18 protein-coding genes are annotated in these 19208 nt (G+C 70.7%); 4 read left to right on the forward strand and 14 right to left on the reverse strand.

Features of this window, described 5'->3' with window-relative positions:
• Nucleotides 1-22: 22 nt before the first annotated feature.
• The 6 genes from AC1DWJ_RS02775 to AC1DWJ_RS02800 all read right to left on the reverse strand — a co-directional run bounded on the left by AC1DWJ_RS02775 (nucleotide 23) and on the right by AC1DWJ_RS02800 (nucleotide 4937).
• A complete protein-coding gene (locus AC1DWJ_RS02775; RefSeq protein ID WP_457255469.1) occupies nucleotides 23-622 on the reverse strand; it encodes a Trp biosynthesis-associated membrane protein in 600 nt (199 codons plus the stop codon).
• The gene (locus AC1DWJ_RS02780) at nucleotides 619-2172 is read right to left on the reverse strand and encodes an anthranilate synthase component I (protein ID WP_457255470.1); all 1554 of its coding nucleotides are present in this window, start codon (nucleotides 2170-2172) and stop codon (nucleotides 619-621) included. The genes AC1DWJ_RS02775 and AC1DWJ_RS02780 overlap by 4 nt, the downstream gene beginning before the upstream one ends.
• Complete coding sequence (gene hisI / locus AC1DWJ_RS02785; RefSeq protein ID WP_457255471.1) at nucleotides 2169-2534, reverse strand: phosphoribosyl-AMP cyclohydrolase; 366 nt, start codon at nucleotides 2532-2534, stop codon at nucleotides 2169-2171. Before hisI ends, AC1DWJ_RS02780 begins: the two co-directional genes overlap by 4 nt.
• 142 nt (nucleotides 2535-2676) lie before the next feature.
• On the reverse strand, nucleotides 2677-3240 hold the full coding sequence (locus tag AC1DWJ_RS02790) for a hypothetical protein (RefSeq protein ID WP_457255472.1): 564 nt from the start codon (nucleotides 3238-3240) through the stop codon (nucleotides 2677-2679).
• Nucleotides 3224-3796, reverse strand: coding sequence for a CDP-alcohol phosphatidyltransferase family protein (locus AC1DWJ_RS02795; protein WP_477619935.1), 573 nt, complete (start codon nucleotides 3794-3796; stop codon nucleotides 3224-3226). The genes AC1DWJ_RS02790 and AC1DWJ_RS02795 overlap by 17 nt, the downstream gene beginning before the upstream one ends.
• A gap of 55 nt (nucleotides 3797-3851) precedes the next feature.
• Nucleotides 3852-4937, reverse strand: a complete 1086-nt coding sequence (locus AC1DWJ_RS02800) for a hypothetical protein (protein WP_477619936.1) — start codon at nucleotides 4935-4937, stop codon at nucleotides 3852-3854.
• Nucleotides 4938-5103: 166 nt separating this feature from the next.
• On the opposite strand from AC1DWJ_RS02800, the gene AC1DWJ_RS02805 reads away from it, so the two are divergent.
• Both AC1DWJ_RS02805 and AC1DWJ_RS02810 read left to right on the forward strand, forming a co-directional pair.
• Nucleotides 5104-6249, forward strand: coding sequence for a sensor histidine kinase (locus AC1DWJ_RS02805; RefSeq protein WP_457255475.1), 1146 nt, complete (start codon nucleotides 5104-5106; stop codon nucleotides 6247-6249).
• A complete protein-coding gene (locus AC1DWJ_RS02810; protein WP_457255476.1) occupies nucleotides 6246-6884 on the forward strand; it encodes a response regulator in 639 nt (212 codons plus the stop codon). The genes AC1DWJ_RS02805 and AC1DWJ_RS02810 overlap by 4 nt, the downstream gene beginning before the upstream one ends.
• 63 nt (nucleotides 6885-6947) lie before the next feature.
• Here AC1DWJ_RS02810 and AC1DWJ_RS02815 read toward each other — a convergent pair whose 3' ends face one another.
• The 7 genes from AC1DWJ_RS02815 to AC1DWJ_RS02845 all read right to left on the reverse strand — a co-directional run bounded on the left by AC1DWJ_RS02815 (nucleotide 6948) and on the right by AC1DWJ_RS02845 (nucleotide 17296).
• On the reverse strand, nucleotides 6948-7559 hold the full coding sequence (locus tag AC1DWJ_RS02815; protein ID WP_477619937.1) for a phage baseplate assembly protein V: 612 nt from the start codon (nucleotides 7557-7559) through the stop codon (nucleotides 6948-6950).
• A 197-nt stretch (nucleotides 7560-7756) separates the two neighbouring features.
• Nucleotides 7757-9451, reverse strand: coding sequence for an ATP-binding cassette domain-containing protein (locus AC1DWJ_RS02820; protein ID WP_477619938.1), 1695 nt, complete (start codon nucleotides 9449-9451; stop codon nucleotides 7757-7759).
• A 302-nt stretch (nucleotides 9452-9753) separates the two neighbouring features.
• The gene (locus tag AC1DWJ_RS02825; protein WP_477619939.1) at nucleotides 9754-11823 is read right to left on the reverse strand and encodes a spermidine synthase; all 2070 of its coding nucleotides are present in this window, start codon (nucleotides 11821-11823) and stop codon (nucleotides 9754-9756) included.
• A 58-nt stretch (nucleotides 11824-11881) separates the two neighbouring features.
• Entirely contained in the window at nucleotides 11882-12694 is an 813-nt protein-coding gene (locus AC1DWJ_RS02830; protein WP_477619940.1) for an LLM class flavin-dependent oxidoreductase, read from the reverse strand.
• 283 nt (nucleotides 12695-12977) lie between these two features.
• Complete coding sequence (locus AC1DWJ_RS02835) at nucleotides 12978-13532, reverse strand: DUF6529 family protein (RefSeq protein WP_477619941.1); 555 nt, start codon at nucleotides 13530-13532, stop codon at nucleotides 12978-12980.
• Nucleotides 13533-13679: 147 nt separating this feature from the next.
• Nucleotides 13680-15461 (reverse strand): ABC transporter ATP-binding protein, encoded by a 1782-nt coding sequence (locus AC1DWJ_RS02840; protein ID WP_477619942.1) that lies wholly within the window; start codon nucleotides 15459-15461, stop codon nucleotides 13680-13682.
• Entirely contained in the window at nucleotides 15458-17296 is a 1839-nt protein-coding gene (locus tag AC1DWJ_RS02845) for an ABC transporter ATP-binding protein (protein ID WP_477619943.1), read from the reverse strand. The genes AC1DWJ_RS02840 and AC1DWJ_RS02845 overlap by 4 nt, the downstream gene beginning before the upstream one ends.
• Nucleotides 17297-17358: 62 nt before the next feature.
• On the opposite strand from AC1DWJ_RS02845, the gene AC1DWJ_RS02850 reads away from it, so the two are divergent.
• A complete protein-coding gene (locus AC1DWJ_RS02850; RefSeq protein WP_477619944.1) occupies nucleotides 17359-18003 on the forward strand; it encodes a TIGR03085 family metal-binding protein in 645 nt (214 codons plus the stop codon).
• Between the two features lie 18 nt (nucleotides 18004-18021).
• A complete protein-coding gene (locus AC1DWJ_RS02855; RefSeq protein ID WP_477619945.1) occupies nucleotides 18022-18315 on the forward strand; it encodes a DUF1905 domain-containing protein in 294 nt (97 codons plus the stop codon).
• Between the two features lie 111 nt (nucleotides 18316-18426).
• Here AC1DWJ_RS02855 and hisF read toward each other — a convergent pair whose 3' ends face one another.
• A complete protein-coding gene (gene hisF / locus AC1DWJ_RS02860) occupies nucleotides 18427-19200 on the reverse strand; it encodes an imidazole glycerol phosphate synthase subunit HisF (protein ID WP_477619946.1) in 774 nt (257 codons plus the stop codon).
• Between the last annotated feature and the right edge of the window lie 8 nt (nucleotides 19201-19208).

Genomic DNA, 19208 nt, shown 5'->3' on the forward strand with positions numbered 1-19208 from the left:
GGCCGGGTCGGCACCCATTCTGTCAGGTGGCTGCGCCGCCGTCGCGCAGCGTGGGGTCGTCACCGGCATCCAGCCGGTCCCAGTCCGTCGCGACGCGCTGGCCCCGCGCGCCCGCGGACGTCGTGGGGGCCTCGTAGCGGGCGCCCAGCCCCCGCCAGCGGGAGGCACCCAGCCACCCCGCGACGGAGGCGAGCAGGAGCAGCCCGCCGGCGACCACACAGATCCAGGGCCACGCGGTGATCGTGGCGTGCGTCTCGATCGACCCCGTCCGCCCCGCGGCCTTGGCGGCGATGGCGCCCAGGGGGTCCTCGGGCGCCAGGGCGACGCGCGCGGCCACCACCGCCTCCGCGATGCCGGCAAGGGCCAGCACGGCCAGGGTGAGGCGGCGCACCAGCGCACCGCCGGTGGCGCTGGCCAGGGCAGCCGCGGCACCGACGAGGGCGAGGGCGATGACCCCCGAGGCGACCTCGGTGCCGGTGCCGGAGATCCTGCTCGCCCCGAGCACGGCGTCGTCCACCGTGCCGTTGACCCACACCCGGCCGCCACTGGACAGCAGGATGCCGGAGCCGAGGAGGGCCAGCAGCACCACCGCGAGCTTGGAGGTCAGCCGGGAACGGTTCACTCGACGGTCCTCAGGGCGGCGGCCGTGGCCACGGCACGCAGCGCCGCCGCAGCCTTGTTGACGGTCTCCTCGAACTCCGAGGTCGGCACCGAGTCGGCGACGATCCCGGCGCCGGCCTGGACGTGGGCGGTGCCGTCCTTGATGACGGCGGTCCGGATCGCGATGGCCATGTCGAGGTCGCCGTGGAAGTCGAGGTAGCCGACTACTCCGCCGTAGACCCCACGACGGCTGGGCTCGTAGTGCTCGATCAGGCTGAGCGCCCTGGGCTTCGGGGCACCGGACAGGGTGCCGGCCGGGAACGTCGCGACGAGCACGTCATACGCGGACTGGTCGGGGCGGATGTCGCCGACGACGGTGGACTCGAGGTGGGTCACGTGCGAGTAGCGGCGGACGTTCATGAACTCGACGACGTCGACCGTGCCCGCGGCGCACACGCGCTGGAGGTCGTTGCGGCCCAGGTCGACGAGCATCACGTGCTCGGCCCGCTCCTTGGGGTCGGCGAGGAGGTCCTCGGCGAGGCGCTGGTCGTCCTCAGGGGTCTTGCCCCGAGGACGTGAGCCGGCGATCGGGTGGGTGATGGCGCGACGGCCGGTCACCTTGACCAGGGCCTCCGGTGACGAGCCGACCACGTCGTAGGTCGTGCCGTCGCCTGCCGGGAGCCGCAGCAGGTACATGTAGGGACTGGGGTTCGAGGAGCGCAGTGCGCGGTAGACGTCGAGGGCGTCGGCGGGGCATGGTGTCGAGAACCGTTGCGACAGAACGACCTGGAAGACCTCCCCCGCCCGGATGTCCTCCTTGGCCTGCTCGACCATCTCCTCGAAGTGGGCCTGCGTCAGGTTGCTGCGCACCTCGTCACGGGCCGCGGCGAAGGCGACCCGGTCCACGGTGGCGACCGTCGACGCGGCATCGGCCGCGAGGTCGCTCGTCATGGCGTCGAGCCGGAACACGGCGTCGGCCCAGGCGTCCTCGACGCGCTCGTCGGTGGCGTCGTAGTTCACGGCGTTGGCCACGAGCAGCACCGAGCCGTCCGCGTGGTCGAGCACGGCGAGGTCGGTCGCGAGCATCATCGAGATCTCGGGCAGTCCGAGCTCGTCGGGCAGGGTGGCCGGCACCTTCTCCCACCGGCGCACGGCGTCGTAGGTGATCGCGCCGACCATGCCGCCGGTCAGCGGAGGCAGGCCCTCGATGGGTTCGGTGGCGAGGGCGGCCACGGTGTCGCGCAGTGCTTCGAGGGGGTTGCCGTCCGTGGGCACGCCCACCGGCGGCTCGCCGACCCAGTGGGCCTGACCGTCGCGCTCGGTCAGCGTCGCCCGACTGGCCGCACCCACGATGGAGTAGCGCGACCAGACGCCGCCGTGCTCGGCGGACTCGAGCAGGAACGTGCCGGGCGCGTCCTTGGCGAGCTTGCGGTAGACGCCGACCGGCGTCTCGGCGTCGGCCATCAGCCGGCGCACCACCGGGATGACCCGCCGGTCCTTGGCCAGGATCTGGAAGGTCTCGAGGTTCGGCCAGGTGGTGCCGAACGACAGGTCGGGGCTGACGTCCGTCACGGCTCGACCACGCTCGCCCCGAGGTCGCCGGCGTCGAAGCAGGTGCGGTCGCCGGTGTGGCACGCGGCACCGACCTGGTCGACCTTCACGAGCAGCGCGTCACCGTCGCAGTCGAGCGCCACCGAGCGCACGTGCTGGACGTGGCCGCTGGTGTCGCCCTTGCGCCAGTACTCTCCCCGGCTGCGCGACCAGAACGTCACGCGTCCCTCGCCGAGCGTGCGGCGCAGCGCCTCGTCGTCCATCCAGCCGAGCATCAGCACCTCACCGGTGTCGTGCTGCTGGACGATGGCCGCCACGAGGCCCTGCGCGTCACGCTTGAGGCGCGCGGCGATGGCCGGGTCGAGGACTGCTGGCGAGGTCACCCGGCCATTCTGCCGTGCGTGCGTCCGAACGGTCCGCGCCGCCCACCATCCGACGCGTGGCCGGTGCCCGATGCCGCCCATCCGCCCGGCCGCCCATGAGCACGGGGGATGCCGCGTGCCGGCGCGCCGCGCCGCACGACCCTCAGGTGACGAGGTGGGCCACCGGCCAGGCGATCAGCGCGAAGCGCGCCAGCCGTCCGGTCAGGCACCCGGCGACGAAGAGTGGCAGCCGAAGCCGCGCAGTCCCGGCCACGACGCTGACCGCCGCCAGAGGAGGCAGTCCGACCGTCGCGCTGAGGAGGACGACGGAGGTGCCGGGTAGCGGTCGGGCGAGCAGCCGCACGAGGCGTTCGGGCCGAAGCCACACCGGGACCCGTGCCCCGTGCCCCACTGACCACGGTCGGCGGGTCCTGCCACCGCTGCGAGCCCGTGCGCGGGCGCGCACGCGGTCCACGACTCGTCCGACCCTGCCGTCGGGGTGGAGGCGGTGCGGCCCTTCGCGGGCCGTGAGGTAGATCAGCACCTTGGCGAAGCACTGCCCCACGGTGAGGCTGACGGCCAGGCCCAGCCAGAGGTGCGGGTTGCCTGCGGTGGCCGCCGTGAGCAGGGCCTCCGCGTTGATCACCGGGACCAGTCCCGAGACCGCACCAGCGCCCAGGGCCCCGAACAGGAGACCGGCACCCGCGAGCTCACCTGCAGCGCTCATGGCTCACCTCCCGGGTGGTCTTGCTGACGAGCTGGTGCAGGCGGAAGCAGGACCACACCTTGGCCGCGAGGACGGCGGCCGCGAAGAAGGTCGCCACCCCCACCTGACCAGCGAGGCAGGCCAGCACGATGCAGGAGGTGTTGAGTGCTTTCGCCGGGCGGGACCAGTTCCACCGCCAGAGGAGCAGGTCGACGCCGTGGAAGTCGTTGGGGCCCAGCACCTCGAAGGCCAGGAACCCGAGGGAAAGCATGGTGTCCACGACCGCGAACTCGATGACGTAGATCGCCATGGGTACGGCGAGCCGCGGGTCGAGTGCGACGAAGCAGGCCGCGCAGGTGAGGCTGTTCGCCCGGTCGGCGACGATGTCGAACACGGCGCCGATCCGCGTCTCGAGGCCCATCCGGCGGGCCACCTCGCCGTCGGCCATGTCACCGACCCAGTAGACGAGGTAGGACGCGACCAGCAGACCGGGGCTCTCGTGGGCCAGGGCTGCCATGGCGAGGACGAGCGAGCCGACCGTCCTCAGCAGGGTGATGGCGTTGGGAGCCGTGAGCACGGGTTCGTGGTCGATCCCTCTGGGGCTGGGGGCCACCGCGGCGGGTGACCACACCTCAGCCCAGCGCACGAGCCCACTCCCCCAGCTGGGCGTCGGGCGCCGACGGACGGGCGAACTGGGTGACCGTGCCGGAGGCATCGACGAAGGCGACAACTCCCTCGTCCCAGGCGTTCTGGTTGCCGCGGTTGGCCGCGGAGTCCAGGAACCAGACCGCGGACAGGGGCACGGCGGCATACCCGACAGGCACCCCGAGGTCGCCGACCTCCGACTCGATCTCGGACACGGGCCGGGGGTTGAACTTGTCTCCGGACGGGTCGCTGACCAACCCGAGCAGCGTTGGGGGCGAAGGGTTTCGCGCGACGATGGGCTTCAGCCGCCGCACGGTGGCAGACACCTGGGGGCCGGTGCCGACCACCAGCACGAGCGGCTTGCCCTGGTAGTCGGCCCACGCCAGCTCCCCGCCGCCGAGTCGTTCCACCGTGAAGTCGGGGACCGTGGAGTTGTCCAGAGCGTCCGGACCGCCGCCCAGCTCGTGAAACACCTCCTTCCCGGGTGTGGTGCCGCAGGCCTCGTCCATCCACCCGGCCGCCTCGGGGGTCGGTGGCGGCAGTGACCCGACCGGCGTCGAGTCGCCTACCCGCCGCAGGGCGGAGAGTGCTCGGACCGCCGGCGCGATCCCGTCGCCGCCAGGCCGCTCGCGGAAGTCGGAGAGGGTGATCACGAGCTCACCGGTGACCAGGGTCAGCTCACCCATGACGACACCGGCAGGCACGCCGAGCTGTGGCTCGAGGCGCCGGCAGGCGATCACCTCCACGTCCGGCCGCCAGTCGTTCGTGGAGACGACGACCGGGTCCGAGCACCCACCGTCGCCGGTGGACTCGCAGGTGCCGTAGTCGGCCTGGACCTGGAAGGACGGGGCGTTCTCCTCCACGAGGTCGAGCAGGGTCAGCGGGAGGTCGTCGTAGGAGGAGCCCAGGTAGTAGGCCGGTTTGCCGGCGGCCCCGATCTGGTCCACCGCCGCACGGAACTCGTTGCTGCTCAACGATTGTCCGGCGGTGAAGCCGCCGCCCTCGCCGCAAGCGGCCAGGGCCAGCACGAGGACGACGGCAGTCGTCGCAGGGAGCAGGGTGGGCGGTCTCATCGAAGGTCCTCTCGTTGCCCCTGCTCTGGGTGGATGGCTGCAGCGTGCCGCTCCGGGACGGCCAACCGCGTCGCCGGTGGAGTCCGACCTCGTCATCCCCTGGGGTGGTTCGGGTGTGGACCACAGGACGACGTCCCGAACGCACCCACCCGCGTAGCCTTGGGTCATGTCGGGGCTGGTGCGCCGCCTCACCTGGCGGGACTGGGCAGTCCCTGCGGCGCTCTGGGCCGCGGGGCAGGTCGAGCTGTGGGTGGTCGGCCCGCAGACGGTCGCCGTGCACGGCCCGCGCTGGCCGTTCGCGCTCGTCCTGACCGTCTGTGCCCTGGCCGAGTGCTTCCGTCGCACGTACCCCGTCCCAGCCCTGCTGGTGGTGGTCGGTGCACTCGCGCTCACGACGACGGCGGACCTGCACGCGTTCTTGTTGTCGTCCCTGTACCTGTTGGTCGTCGCCGTGTTCGCCTGCGGGCGCTACGGGAGAGGTCCGACCCGGTATGCCGCGTTGGTGCTTCCCGAGCTGCCGGTGCTCTTGTGGACGTCGGTCATCCCGCAGATCGAGGTGGGCAACGCGTGGGCGTGGGGCCTCAATGCGTGGTGGGTCTTCGCCCTGGGAGCCGCCTTCCAGCACGAGCGCCAGCTGCGCGAGCACGTGGCGCAAGCCGTGGCCGCCCAGTCGCAGGCCGCGTCAGCGGAGCAACGGCTCACCCTGGCCCGCGAGGTCCACGACGTGGTCTCGCACGGCTTGAGCGTCGTGGTGGTGCAGTCGGAGCTCGCGCGGCTGTTCATGACCTCCGACCCGGCGCGCGCCGACGAGGCGATGCGGCGGGTGCAGGACACCGGCCGCGAGGCCCTCGGGGAGACGCGTCGCCTCCTGGAGTCGCTGCGGGACCCGACCCAGAGCGGTCAGACAGCGCAGGCCCCGACGTGGCCCGACGTCCCGGAGCTGGTCCGACGGATGCGGGAGTCCGGCCTGGAGGTCACGCTCGACGCGCCCGGCGACCAACCCACCCTGACCCCGGAGGCGTCTGCGACGGCATACCGAGTCGTGCAGGAGGCGCTGACGAACGCGCTGCGCCACGCGCACACCTCGCCGACGTCCGTCGAGGTGACGCAGCAGGCCGACCTGCTCGTCATCGACGTGCAGAACGAGAGTGAGCCGGCGAGCCAGGCCAACGGGTCGGCGGCCACGCCGGGCTACGGCCTGTCGGGGATGCAGGAGCGGGTGGCCGCCTGCGGTGGCCTGCTGACGACGGGACCCCGGCCCGGTGGTGGCTACCGCGTGCGAGCGGTCCTTCCCTTGCGCGGCAACCCGTGACGACCATCGTCGTCGTCGACGACCAGTTCCTCATCCGCGACGGGGTCGCCGCGATCCTCGACGCCGAGGAGGACTTCACCGTCCTCGGCACCGCGGCCGACGGGGCGGAGGCCGTGGGCCTCATCACGACACTCGCCCCAGACATCGCGCTCATGGACATCCGCATGCCCGAGGTCGACGGGATCGAGGCGACCCGTCAGGTGATCGAGTCGGGGTCTGCCACGAAGATCCTGATCCTCACCACGTTCGGCGCGGACGACTACGTCCTCGCCGCACTCCGGGCGGGCGCGAGCGGCTACCTCCTGAAGGACGCACCACGGGAGTCGCTCGTCGCAGCGATCCGAGCCGTCGCGGCCGGTGACGTCGCCGTCGAGAAGCAGGTGCTGGCCCAGCTCGTGCGCGGCCAACCAGCACGGCGACACCCTGAGGCAGTGGCCGCCGTGGGTCGCCTGTCACCGCGGGAGTCGCAGGTGCTCGAGCTCGTGGCCCAGGGCGCCACCAACCCCGAGATCGCGACGAGCCTGTTCATCGGTGAGACCACCGTCAAGACCCACGTGTCGCGCATCCAGGCCAAGCTCGACGCCCGTGACCGGGTCCACCTGGTCGTCATCGCCCACCGAGCCGGACTCGCCTGACAGCAGCGGCGCGGGTGGATCCGCAAGCCCGGCCCCGGGGGCGATCTCACTCCATGGCACACCTCAGGTGGTCAGGCGGCGACCCAACCAGACCGGGCGTGACGGGTCGCCCGACTCGAAGGCGACCCAGACGCCGTCGCCGACCGCCGGCACCCCGGGGGGATCGGGTACGGGCAGGCAGGACATCGCCCACAACGCCTGATCGCCACTCACGTCGGGCACCCGAACCAGCAGGCGACGGCGCATCAGCGGATCCGTGTTGTCGAGCACCACACCAGCGTGGATCCCGTCGGTGTGACCGGATGCGGCCTCGCTCCAATCGGCGTCAAGGATGACTCGCCCGTTCTGCACGATCACCGACGAGTACTCGCGGTCGTTCCGGTAACGAACGCCGATCGAGCTACCGGACGGCGGTCTCCGGCCATGCACGCCGTCCCCGAACTCGATGATGCTCGCCCCATCAGCGCGTTGGCTGACGAGGTAGTGGTGGTCCCCCGCATCCGAGTCGCCGAAGTCGCTGACGCGGCGCCACGGCCGACCGTCGACCACGACGTCCACCGTGGCTCGGCGCGCAGATCCGTGACGTTCGGTGCCGAGATGGGCCTCCCCCGTGACCCGGTCGGAGTAGCTGCTCAGCAGCTCGGCGACGTAGGCGAACAGCTCCAGGAGCGCCACACCCGGATCGTGCTCGTGAGCGTCCGTCCAGTCCCTCAGCTCTGTGCGGGCGCGGTGGACCAGGTCCTCGAGCGTGGGCCGATCACGACGACCACCCGTCCCGCTCATGGACCCTGGCGTCCGCTCATGACGCCATTATGCGCTCGGAGCCCTCCGAGCCAGGAGCCAGGCGCGCCGCTTCCACCAGCCCTCTCTCACTATCCCTTGGGCGCGGCCGACGCCTCATCGCGAGCCACGGCAAGCAGCGTGGCGAACCGTCCTCCGGGGATCGCCGCCAGCTCCTTCGGGGTGCCCTGCTCCATCACCGAAGCGTGATCCCCAAGAACGACGACATGGGTGGCACTCGAGGCAAAGGCAAGTCGGTGGCTCACGATGACGACTGTGCGCCGCGGATCCGCCATCCACACTGACAGCGGTCCACGAATCTCGGCGAAGGTGAAGCCATCCACGCCGGCCAAGGGCTCATCCAGGACCACGATCGGTGCCGTGTCAGCCAGGATTCGGGCCAGTGCCAGGCGCTGCTTCTGGCCTTCGGACAACGTCTTCGCGCGCTTGTCCAAGAGGTCGCCCGAACCCTCCCCGTGGAGACCTGCCGCGCTCAGGGCCGACGTGAGCAACGAGTCCGCCATGTCATCCGCAGCGAAGAGATTTTCCCTGACCGAGCCGTCGATGACGTGTCCGGTCTGGGCCAGATAGCTCATCTGGAGCAGCATCTCGTCGCTGTTCCAGTCCCGTGTGGGCACTCCGTGAACACGCACTTCGCCTTCGGTGGGCTCGATGAATCCGAGCAACAGTCGTGCAAGGGTTGTCTTGCCGATGCCCGAGCGCCCAACGATGAGCGTGACCCCACCTGACGGGACTCGGAATGAGCAGCCGGCCACAACAGCTGGGCCCTCGCTGGAGTAAGCGAACTGGACGTCTTCGAAGACGACCGCATCGTCTCCAACAGCCGCAGGAGAACCCGACCCCGCACTGCTGGTCAGCCGCTGGCCCAGCAGGTCGACCAATGTCTTGGACGTCGACATCGAACGGCGAACTGAGTCGTATCCGTTCAGCAGTCCCCTGATGGGACTGGTCAGCCGGGCAAAGAGTGAAACGTAGAAGTAGGCGTCGCCGACGCTGGTGACGTCGGTCCCTTGCATGGACACGGCGAGAACGACGGCCAGAATGCCGATCTGCCCGAGGTCGTTGATGAAGTTGATGGATCCCAGGTACCTGCTTTCACGGACCGAGAGGTGCCTGTCGATCTTCCCAAGGCCAAGGCTCGAGGCACGGAGCCGCTCGACGTAGGTGTCCCTACGCTCGTGAGCCAGCAGGACGTCCCGGTTCGCGAGCACGTCCGCCGTGAACGAGAAGAGTGAGCGGCGCCGGTCGTCGAACTCCTCACGCTGAGAGCCCAGACGGCGGCCTTGCACGAAGCTGATCGTGGCGAACAGGAGGGCCACTGCTGCACACAGCCCCGCAAAGCCAAGGTGTACCCGCACGAGAACGATCAGGATGGTTCCGAGCGTGAAGAGGTACTGCACGGCCTCAACCAGCAATGCGTAGGCGCCTGACACTGCGCGGGCGCCCTGTTGGATGGCGCCCGCAGCGCCGCCAGGTTCGTCATCCTGTTGGTCGAGTCGAGTCGTCGCCCTGGTGAAGGCGCTCTTCACTCCAGCTTCGAACAGCTCGGAGAAGAGCCGGCAGGAAATGGTCTCCCTGGCGGCCGAGGTGATGACGATGAGGAGTGCAGTGACTGCACTGATCAGCACATAGACCACGACTGCCTGCCCGAACTCCATGCCCGTCAGGAGAGAGCCGGCAACTCTCGACACGGGATCAGAGTCATCCGACCCGACCGCCCCGATGGGCGCGGTGAACAGCGAGGAGTAGTCGTGGTTGTCCACCATATTGGCAACAGTCGTGATGACTCGGGACTCGATCAGGGACTTGGTCGTGGCTACTACACCCGAGACAACCGAACACGCGATCACGGCCACAACGCTGAAGCGGCTTCCGCGAAGTGTGCTCCTGAGAAACGGAAGAGTTGTCCGCCACATGGCTCCCCCCAACGTGGTGCGCTGGCACTACCCCTCGTGCCAGCAGTCAGCTGGTGCACAGCGAGCCGGAGCCCACTCCGAGATTGTCGGCTGGCCCAGGGCGCCGCCATCCCTCCCGCAAGGCTCCCAGAGCGGGGCGTGAAAGGAAACCGTCAGGCGCGGATGGCGACCAGGTGCCGGTACCCGGTGAGGAGCGCGGCCCCGTAGAGGACCGCCACCACGACCAGCAGGGCGTTGAAGCCGAAGATCAGCGCGAGGTACTCCAACGCCCCGCCGACCATGGCGCCGAGGAGGTTGGCTCCGAACGCGACGGTGCTGGAGCCGGCGCCCTTGAACCGCACCGCGAAGAGCAGGTTGGCGATGAAGATCGGCGCGAACGCGATGGTCACGCCCGCCAGGAACCGCGGCACGAGGGACAGGTCGAGCAACGCGTCCTGCGGGATCAGCCAGGCCGCCGCCAGCGCGGCCAGCAACGCGGCATACAAGAGGACGGGGCGACCGATGGTGACGCGCCGCGCCACCTCGATCGCCGCGAGGACGCTGAGGAGCACGCCGGCGAAGACCGCCGCGTTGACCGCCCAGGTGGTGCCGAAGAGCAACGCGAACTGCACGACGTTCTTGGTCTCCAGCAACAGGAACGCGGCGCCCATGAAGAAGAGGTCGACGTAGGGCCGCATGGTCCGCAGCGGACCCGCGACCGTGCGCACCCCGACCAGCGAGGCCAGCAGGACCAGCCCGAGCATCCAGAGGTAGAACGAGGGGATCGTGCGCGACCCGAGGTATGGGAACGGGCGGTCGTCGACGGACGGCTCCAGCGCGGCGCTCCGGGGCGACCACGTCGTCGTGCACCCACCGGTGCTGGCGTCCTTGCGCAGCGTGAGCACCGCCTGCTGGCGCGGTCCGTAGCTCGGTCCGAGCTGCACGCACGGGGCCGCGTCGTAGACGGTGCGCACGGTGTTGGCGTAGCGGTCGAGCAGCCACGGCTCGTAGTAGTTGTACATCGCGAACGTGCCGTCCGGCTTGAGCAGCGAACGGGCCTGGGTGAGCGCCTGGGTGGTGAACAGGTAGTTCTCCAGCCGCAGCGCCGACTGTCCCGTGACGATGGTCGCGGAGTCGGGCAGTGCGAGCAGGATGAGGTCGTAGTGCCGGTCGGTGCGCTCCATGAAGGCCCGGCCGTCGTCGACGTGGGTGGTCACACGCGGGTCGGAGAACGGACGGTCGGGGTGGTGGTCCCGGCCGAGCTGCATGATCGCGGGGTCGATCTCGACCGCGTCGACGCGCTTGGCGCCCTGCGCGAGCGCCACCGCCACGTCGTTGCCGGTGCCCGCGCCGATGACGAGCACGTCGTCGCGGGAGCCGGCATAGGTGTAGGGGTAGAGGTAGAACGGCGAGTCGCGCCGGATGTCGGCCACCGGGAGCGCGGTCTGGAGCGGAGTGTTGTTGACCTCGACCCGGAACAGGCCGCCGGCCAGCTGGGTGGTGTGGATCTTGTAGTACGGCGACCACTGGAAGCTGCCCACGACGGACTCGGCCCCGAGCATCAGGACCAGGGCCGCGAGGGCGATCGCCGGCCACCGCCGCAGCAGCCGCAACCGGCGGCCGAGCAGGACGACGAAGACGGCCACTGCGACCAGCCCCCACCCGAGCGGAGGCAGCCGCAGGAACGACAGGGCCGCGAAGCAGACGATGCCGGTCAGGCTGCCGACCACGTCGAGGCGGTAGGCCTCGAGCGGCTCGAACCGCGCGAAGGTGCGCGCGACCTCCTGGGCGAGGGCCATGAGCGTCGCCACGGCGAGGACGAAGATGACACTCAGGCTGAGCCACCGTGGGAGGGGTGCCAGGTCGAACATCCCCACCAGCTGCCACCGCCCGCCACGACCCGTCCCCGTGCGGACCGGAAACGCCAGGACGAAGCCGACCAGCGCGACGAGGAGGAGCGGCGCCAGCGGGAAGAGGTCGCGGGTGGCCCTGGCGCGCAGGAAGCCCATGCCGATGCCCAGGAAGCTCGCCAGCAGGACGAAGTTGGTCATGTGGACGAGGTAGAGGTTGTTGGACGAGGTCCACCGGATCAGCGCCAGCTCCACGAACAGCATGAGGGCGCTGGCGAGGACCAGCCTCGTGCGGTCGCCTGGTGCGAGGAGGCGCTCGGCACCCGTGGGGCGCGCCTCCGCCCGCACGGGGGTGGGCTGGGCGGCGTGGCCCACCTCGTCGTCCAGCTGCATCGCATCCCCCTCGTATGCCGGTCGGCACTGACCGAGGGAACCGTAGCAACAGCGCGGGCTAGTGGCCCGCCAGAGCGGCCACGACGGGGGCCATCACCTCCGCGAAGTCGGCACCGATCACCACGTAGGAGAACCCCAGCTCCGCGCGTCGTCGCTGGAGCTCCTCGATGGCGGCCGCGGGGTCGCCCGGGAGCACGAGCAGCGAGTCTGCCTCGCGCAGCGCGGCCGGGTCGGTCTCCCGCGCCGACGCCATGAACGCCGCGATCCCGTCACCGATGACCGGCACGTGGAGCGCGAGCTCGACGTCCCGGGTGGACCGGAAGCCGAGGGCGAGCTCGGCGACCTCGGCGCGGGTGTCCCGCGACGTCGTGGAGAAGGTGACCGTGTCGGCGACCTCGCTCGCCAGCGCCTGCGCCTTCGGTCCACGGACCGCCATCACGACCGGCGTGTGGACCTCGGGTCCGTCCAGCTCGCGCAGCTGGGATACGGCTTCGCGCACCTCGCGCAGCCGCTCAGCCGGCGAGGTGACGGGCAGGCCGCGCTCGCGCAGCTCGTCCTCGATACCGGGCCGACCGGTGCCGATGCCCAGCTCGAACCGACCTTCGGTGAGCACCGAGAGTGAGTGCGCCTCCCACGCCAGGCTCCACGCCGGCCGCATGGGCGCGGCAGACACCCAGGTCCCGACGCGGAGGTCGGGAGCGACCGCGGCAGCCAGCGCGAGAGTCGGTGCAGGTGCGGGCTGCCAGAGCGGGACGTCGGGCATGAGCAGCGTCGAGTAGCCGAGGTCGGCGATGCGGCGCACCCGGTCGCGCCACGTCGGCAGGTCGGTGAGCACGGGGGCCACGACCCCGAAGCGGAACGGTCTCGTCATGTGGCTGATCCTGCCCCTGACCCCACGAGGTCGCAGCGTCAGATACCCACGCCTCCCCCGCCGTTGCGCATGCCCCGGATCATCACCTCGGCCTCGTCAGTGCGTGCGCCGGCACGGTGCCTGCCACACCTCACGCAGCGCTCGTCCAGTCCCCTGTCGTCGCTCACGACGTCCCAGCGGTGGCCACGGATCAGGCAGTGGATGTTCCGTCTCGTCCCCATGGTCGAGGGTCCCATCGGAGGCGCGAACGCGCCATACCTCGCCCTCCACGCCCCGTCAGGCGTCAGTAGCCGGAGGCCGGCCAGCCCTTGGCGGCGAGGTACCAGACCGCCGAGGTCAGCACCGCGGCCATCAGCAGCGTGAAGAGCAGCCCACCTGCCACGGGGAGGAACCACCCGGGCGCGTGCTTCGACCGCACCGCGACCACCTTGGTCACCAGGGCGCCGATGACGAGGCAGCCGAGTATGCCGTGCACGAGCGTCCGGGTGGACACGGGCTCTCCGTCGGGCAACGTCCCGTACTCCAGGCCAAGAGCCCAGAGGCAGTGGTAGGCGACGAAGGCGATGAGCAGGACGCCGATCGATCCGGAGACGCGGTGCGCAGTCCCGAGCCACGCGGGCGCCGCTGCGCCCAGCCTGCCGTAGAGCCAGAGTGCACCGAGGAGCTGGAGGACGGCGATCACGCCGATGGCCACGGTGACGACCACCTTCATGGCCAGGACCGTCCGGAAGCCCAGGGTGGTGGTGCCGGCGAGCGTCGGGTCGTGCGCTCTGCCGAACACGCCGAGGAGCACCGCAACCACCGCGCCGACCGCGAATCCCGTGAGGGGGACGGTCATGCTCCGAGCGGGCGTCGGCCCAGGCGACGAGCTCTCTGCCATGAGGTCAGGATGCTCCTGCGCCCCCACCCCCGCCAGTGTCTGCGACGCCCAGCCGTGGCGCACACAGCTGTCGACCTCCATCGCGCGGCCCTCCGCTCGAGGCCATCAGCCGCGTTGTTGCGCCGCCCACGAGGCGTGCAGCGCGGCATACACGCCGTCCTGGCGGACCAGGTCTCGGTGCGGTCCGCGCTCGACGATGCGGCCACGGTCGACGACGACGACCTCGTCGGCGGCCTCGGCCGTGGAGAGCCGGTGCGCGATGGCGATCGAGGTGCGACCTCGGGTGAGGCCTTCGAGGGCCCGCTGGAGGCGGACCTCCGTGGAGGGGTCCACCGCCGACGTCGCCTCGTCGAGGACCAACAGGTCGGGGTCGGCGAGGTAGGCGCGGGCCAGGGCGACGAGCTGGCGCTCACCCGCGGACAGGGACTCACCGCGCTGCCCGACCTCGGTCGCCAGTCCCTGCGGCAACCCGGCCAGCCAGGCGTCGAGGCCGAGCTCGGTGATGGCGAGGCGCACGTCCTCGTCGGTGGCCCCGGGTCGACCGAAGCGGACGTTCTCGCGCAGCGTCGCGTCGAAGAGGAAGCCCTCCTGCGGCACGAGCACGACGCGGTCGCGCAGCGAGGAGAACCGCACGTCGCGCAGGTCGACCCCGTCGATCCGCACGGTGCCCTCGGTGGGGTCCATCAGCCGGGTCAGCAGCTTGGCCAGGGTGGACTTGCCCGACCCGGTCTCCCCCACGATCGCCACCCGCGACCGCGGAGCGATCGACAGGTTGACGTCGTGCAGGACGGTGTCACCACCGGGATACGCGAAGGACACCGCGTCGAAGTCGACGGTGATCGGCCCGCGGGGCAACGTCTGGCCCTCGTCGCCCGGGTCGGCCACGTCAGCCGGGGTGTCGATGACCCCGATCACCCGGCGCCAACCGGCCACGGCGTTCTGGAGCTCGTTGAGGATCTCGGTGGCCTGCTGCACCGGCTGGGTGAACAGGTTGACGAGGAAGAGGAAGGCCAGCAGCTTGCCCAGGCTGAGGTGACCGCCGGTGGCCTGGACGGTGCCGACGACGAGGACGACGGCCAGGGTCAGGCCGGCCACCAGCTGCCCCGACGAGAACGCCACGACCGACCGGACCTGGGCCCGGATCGAGGCCGCGCGGTGCGCCTCGATGGCCGCGTCGATGCGGGTGGCCGTGCGCTCCTCGACCCCGTAGGCGCGGATGGTGGCGGCTCCCACGACGGACTCCGACACGGCCGCCAGCAGGTCGCCCACTCGTTCGCGGACGATCGTGTAGGCCCGGCCGACGATGGCCTGGAACCGGCGGATCACGAAGAGCAGCGGCACGAAACAGAGCCACACCACGCCGGTGAGCAGCGGGCTGTAGTAGAGCATCAGCCCCGTCGCCACGGCGATCTGTCCGAGGCTGAGCACCAGGATGATGCCGCCGAACTGGACGAACTGGCTGATCGTGTCGACGTCGGAGGTGACACGGCTGACCATCGAGCCGCGGCGCTCGGTGTTCTGGGTGAGCATCGACAGGTCGTGGATGTGGCGGAACGCCTTGAGCCGCAACGACGCCAGCCCGGCCTCGGAGGACCGGAAGAGGCGCACGTTCACGGCATACGCACTCGCGGCGGTGATGGCCACGGCGATCAGGGCGAAGAGCACGTAGCGGGTCACCAGGCCGGGGTCGGGGCCGTTCTTGCCGACCAGCCCGTTGTCGGTCGTCTGCTGGACGACGAACGGCACGACGATCCGGCCGACGGTGGTCACGGCGGCGAGCCCGAGGGTGACCCCCAGGCCGCGGCGCAGCTCGGGCGACAGGTCGAGGCCGCGCTTCAGGGTGGCGACCGTGCCCAGCGAGGACGTGGCGTCGATCGAGGTGCTCACGCGTCCACCTCCTCGTCTGCGGCGACGGCGGCGCGCTCGGCAGCCTCGCGGGCGTAGGCGGTGACGAGCCGCTGGTAGCCGATACACCGCTGCTCGAGCTCCCTGTGGGTGCCGTGGTCGACGACCCGACCCCCTTCGACGTAGACGATCTGGTCGGCGAGCGTGATCGTCGACATGCGGTAGGCGACGACCAGCACCGACGTGCCGGCGCTCGTCCTGCGCAGGCCGGCGAGGATCGCCTGCTCCACCGCGGGGTCGACGGCACTGGTGGCGTCGTCGAGCACCAGCAGCTGAGGGCCACGGATCACGGCTCGGGCCAAGGCGATCCGCTGCCGCTGGCCACCCGACAGGGAGGTGCCGCGCTCCCCCACCCGCGTCTCGATGCCGAGCGGCAGCTCCGTGACGAAGCCGGTGGCCTGCGCGACGTCGAGCGCGGCCCACACCTGCTCGTCGGTGTAGTCGCCGCCGAGCGTGACGTTGCCACTCACGGTGTCGTCGAACATGAAGGTCTGCTGTGGCACCAGCGCCGCCACCGCGGACACCCCGCCGCGAGCCACCTCGCGGAGGTCGAGCCCGTCGAGGGTCACCCGTCCGTGGTGCGGGTCGACGAGGCGGAGCGTGAGGTTGGTCAGCGTGGTCTTGCCCGAGCCGGTGGGTCCGACCAGCGCCACCGTCGAGCCGGCCGCGACCTCGAGCGACACCCCGTGGATGGCCTGGAAGGTCGACTCCTCGCCGGCCTCGTCGATGATGTCGTAGGAGTAGTCGACCCGGTCGAGTCGGGCATGGGAGGCCCCCCGCCGGTCCAGCTGCACCGACCCGAACTCCAGCTCCCCTCGTGCCTTGAGCACGGCGTCGACGCGGTTCCAGCCGACGACGGTGCGCGGCAGCTCGCCGAGCACCCAGCCGAGGGCGCGCACCGGGAAGGCCAGCACGGAGATGAGGTAGGCGACCTGGACGACCGCGGCGGGCGTGAGGGCACCGTTCGCGACCTGGTGCGCGCCGACCGCGAGGACGGCCAGGGTGCCGAGGGTCGGGATCGACTCGATGACGGGGTCGAAGGTGCCTCGGGTGCGACCGACCTCGACGTTGGCCGCCTGCAGCCGTCGGGTGACCTCCTCGAACCGGTCGGACTCCTGCTGCTCGCGACCCATCGACTTCACGATGAGCGCCGCCTCGAAGCTCTCGTGGGCCACCTCGCTGACTTCGGCGCGCAGCTGTTGGGCCCGCGAGACCCGCGGCGACATGGCCCGTTGGAAGACCATGTTGGCGAGGAACAGCGCCGGGAAGACGGTCAGGCCGATGATCGCCATCACCGGGTCGACCAGCACCATCTGCACGATGCCGGCCACCAGCATGATGATCACGCCGATCGCCATCGGCAGCGGCGCGAAGACGTTCCAGGTCGCCTCGACGTCGGCGTTGGCGTTGGAGAGCAGCTGCCCCGACGGGTGTCGGTGGTGCCACGCGAGCGGGAGCCGAAGGTACTGCCGCGTCACCTCGCGGCGGAAGCCGGCCGCGACGTTGTACATCGTGTAGCCAGCAGCGATGCGCCGGATCACGACACCGACGACGTTGATGACGACGACGCCGGCGATCCAGCCGAAGATGGTCCACAGCTGGGCTGCGGTCGCGTGCCCGGCGGCCACGGCCGGCTGCACCTGCTCGCGCGTGACCTTGCCGATCGCCCAGGCCGTGAGCACCGTCATCACGCCGTAGAGGGCGCTCCCGGCGACGGCGAACGCGAACCAGCGTGGCTCGCGCCGCACCCCCACCCACACGATCTGCAGGCTGCGCTTCAGCGACGGCGCCGCATCGGCTGACGCGTCGAGCGACACTGCTGACCTCCGAGAGCTGGGTGGGAAACCCAACCCTCTCACGGGGCAGGCATGATGACGTCATGACCCACCTCGCCCGGCTCGAGCGCGAATCCCTCTGCGACACCTTCGACGAGGTCGGCCCCGGTGCGCCGACCTTGTGCTCGCCGTGGACCACGGCAGACCTGGCGGCACACCTCGTCGTCCGCGAGCGTCGACCCGACCTCGCCCCCGGGATCTGGCTGCCCCCCCTGGCGGCCCGGCTCGAGGACGGGCAGGCCGAGTACGCCGCCAAGCCGTGGCCGGAGCTCGTCGACCTGATTCGGTCGGGACCGCCGTCCTGGGCACCGACCCAGCTGTCCTCGGTCGACGACGCGGTGAACTTCGTGGAGTTCTTCATCCACCACGAGGACGTCCTGCGCGGCGACGGGGAGGTCGGGCCTCGACGCGAGGTGCCGCTGCGCGAGCAGAAGGCCCTGTGGAAGACCCTGAAGCGGATGGGCAAGATCTTCTTCCGACGCAGCCCCGTCGGCGTGGTGCTGCAGCGGACCGACGGCAAGTCGCTCACCGTGCGGGGGGAGACCGAGCTCGGCACCGTCACGCTGCGCGGGGAGGCGACCGAGCTCGTCCTGGCCGCCTACGGTCGCCGTCGCGTGGCCGACCTCCAGGTGACCGGCAGCGACGAGGCCGTCCAGGCGCTCTGGGACGCGCCGCTCGGGCTGTCCTGATCTGACGCAGGAGGAGCCGTGGGAGAGGAGGTCGAGTTCACCGCCCCGTTGTGGGAGTGGGGCGCCCGCGACTCCTGGTACTTCGTGACCCTCGACGAGGAAGCCAGCGAGGTGGTCAGCGAACGTCCACCTCCCGGTCGCGGCTTCGGCTCGGTGCGGGTGCGGGTCACGGTCGGCGCGACGACGTGGACGACCTCGGTCTTCCCCGGTGACGACGGTCGCTACGTCCTGCCCGTCAAGAAAGCCGTGCGGGTGGCCGAGTCGATCGAGGAGGAGGACCCCGTGACGGTGCTCCTCGAGGTGCTCGACTAGCCGCGTCCGGGTGACTCAGTCGTGTCGAGTTTTCGTCGCTCATTCATGCAAAAGGCGAGTTAGCGCCGCGCTGGCACGGCGCTAACTCGCCTTTTGCATGAGATATCGTCGCTAGCGGACCGGTATGCCGTCCTGCCGCAAGGCGTCCTTGACGTCACCGATGGTGAGTTCGCCGAAGTGGAAGACACTCGCCGCGAGCACCGCGTCCGCCCCCGCCCGGACGGCGGGGGCGAAGTGCTCGACGCGACCGGCTCCCCCACTGGCGATCAGCGGGATCCACACCTCTCGGCGCACCAGCTCGATCAGCTCGACGTCGAAGCCGTCCTTGGTGCCGTCGGCATCCATCGAGTTCAGCAGGATCTCACCGGCCCCCAGTGCGGCGGCGCGAGCGCACCACTCGACCGCGTCGAGGCCGGTGCCCTGGCGGCCGCCGTGGGTGGTGACCTCGAAGCCGCCGGTGGGGTTGCCCGCAGGGTCGACGCGCCGCCGCACGTCCGCCGAGAGCACGAGCACCTGCGAGCCGAACCGGTCGGCGACCTCGGCGATCAGCTCGGGTCGGGCGATCGCGGCGGTGTTGACACCCACCTTGTCGGCACCCGCCCGCAGGAGGCGGTCGACGTCGTCCACCGTGCGGACTCCCCCGCCGACGGTCAGCGGGATGAAAACCTGCTCGGCGGTCCGGCCCACGATGTCGTAGGTCGTCTCGCGGTTGCCACTGCTGGCCGTCACGTCGAGGAAGGTCAGCTCGTCCGCACCCTGCTCGCCGTACAGCTTGGCGAGCTCGACCGGGTCGCCCGCGTCGCGCAGGTTCACGAAGTTCACGCCCTTGACGACACGTCCTGCATCGACGTCGAGACAGGGGATGACGCGGGTCGCAACACTCACCCGGCGAG

The sequence above is a fragment of the Pedococcus sp. P2_D7 genome (assembly GCF_056404295.1).

Bases quoted from the DNA above. Each gene is read 5' to 3' on its own strand.
- AC1DWJ_RS02825 (WP_477619939.1), bottom strand. From the start codon at position 11,823: ATGCAGCTGGACGACGAGGTGGGCCACGCCGCCCAGCCCACCCCCGTG.
- AC1DWJ_RS02800 (WP_477619936.1), bottom strand. From the start codon at position 4,937: ATGAGACCGCCCACCCTGCTCCCTGCGACGACTGCCGTCGTCCTCGTG.
- AC1DWJ_RS02790 (WP_457255472.1), bottom strand. From the start codon at position 3,240: ATGAGCGCTGCAGGTGAGCTCGCGGGTGCCGGTCTCCTGTTCGGGGCC.
- AC1DWJ_RS02820 (WP_477619938.1), bottom strand. From the start codon at position 9,451: ATGGTGGACAACCACGACTACTCCTCGCTGTTCACCGCGCCCATCGGG.
- AC1DWJ_RS02830 (WP_477619940.1), bottom strand. From the start codon at position 12,694: ATGACGAGACCGTTCCGCTTCGGGGTCGTGGCCCCCGTGCTCACCGAC.
- AC1DWJ_RS02805 (WP_457255475.1), top strand. From the start codon at position 5,104: ATGTCGGGGCTGGTGCGCCGCCTCACCTGGCGGGACTGGGCAGTCCCT.
- AC1DWJ_RS02850 (WP_477619944.1), top strand. From the start codon at position 17,359: ATGACCCACCTCGCCCGGCTCGAGCGCGAATCCCTCTGCGACACCTTC.
- AC1DWJ_RS02835 (WP_477619941.1), bottom strand. From the start codon at position 13,532: ATGACCGTCCCCCTCACGGGATTCGCGGTCGGCGCGGTGGTTGCGGTG.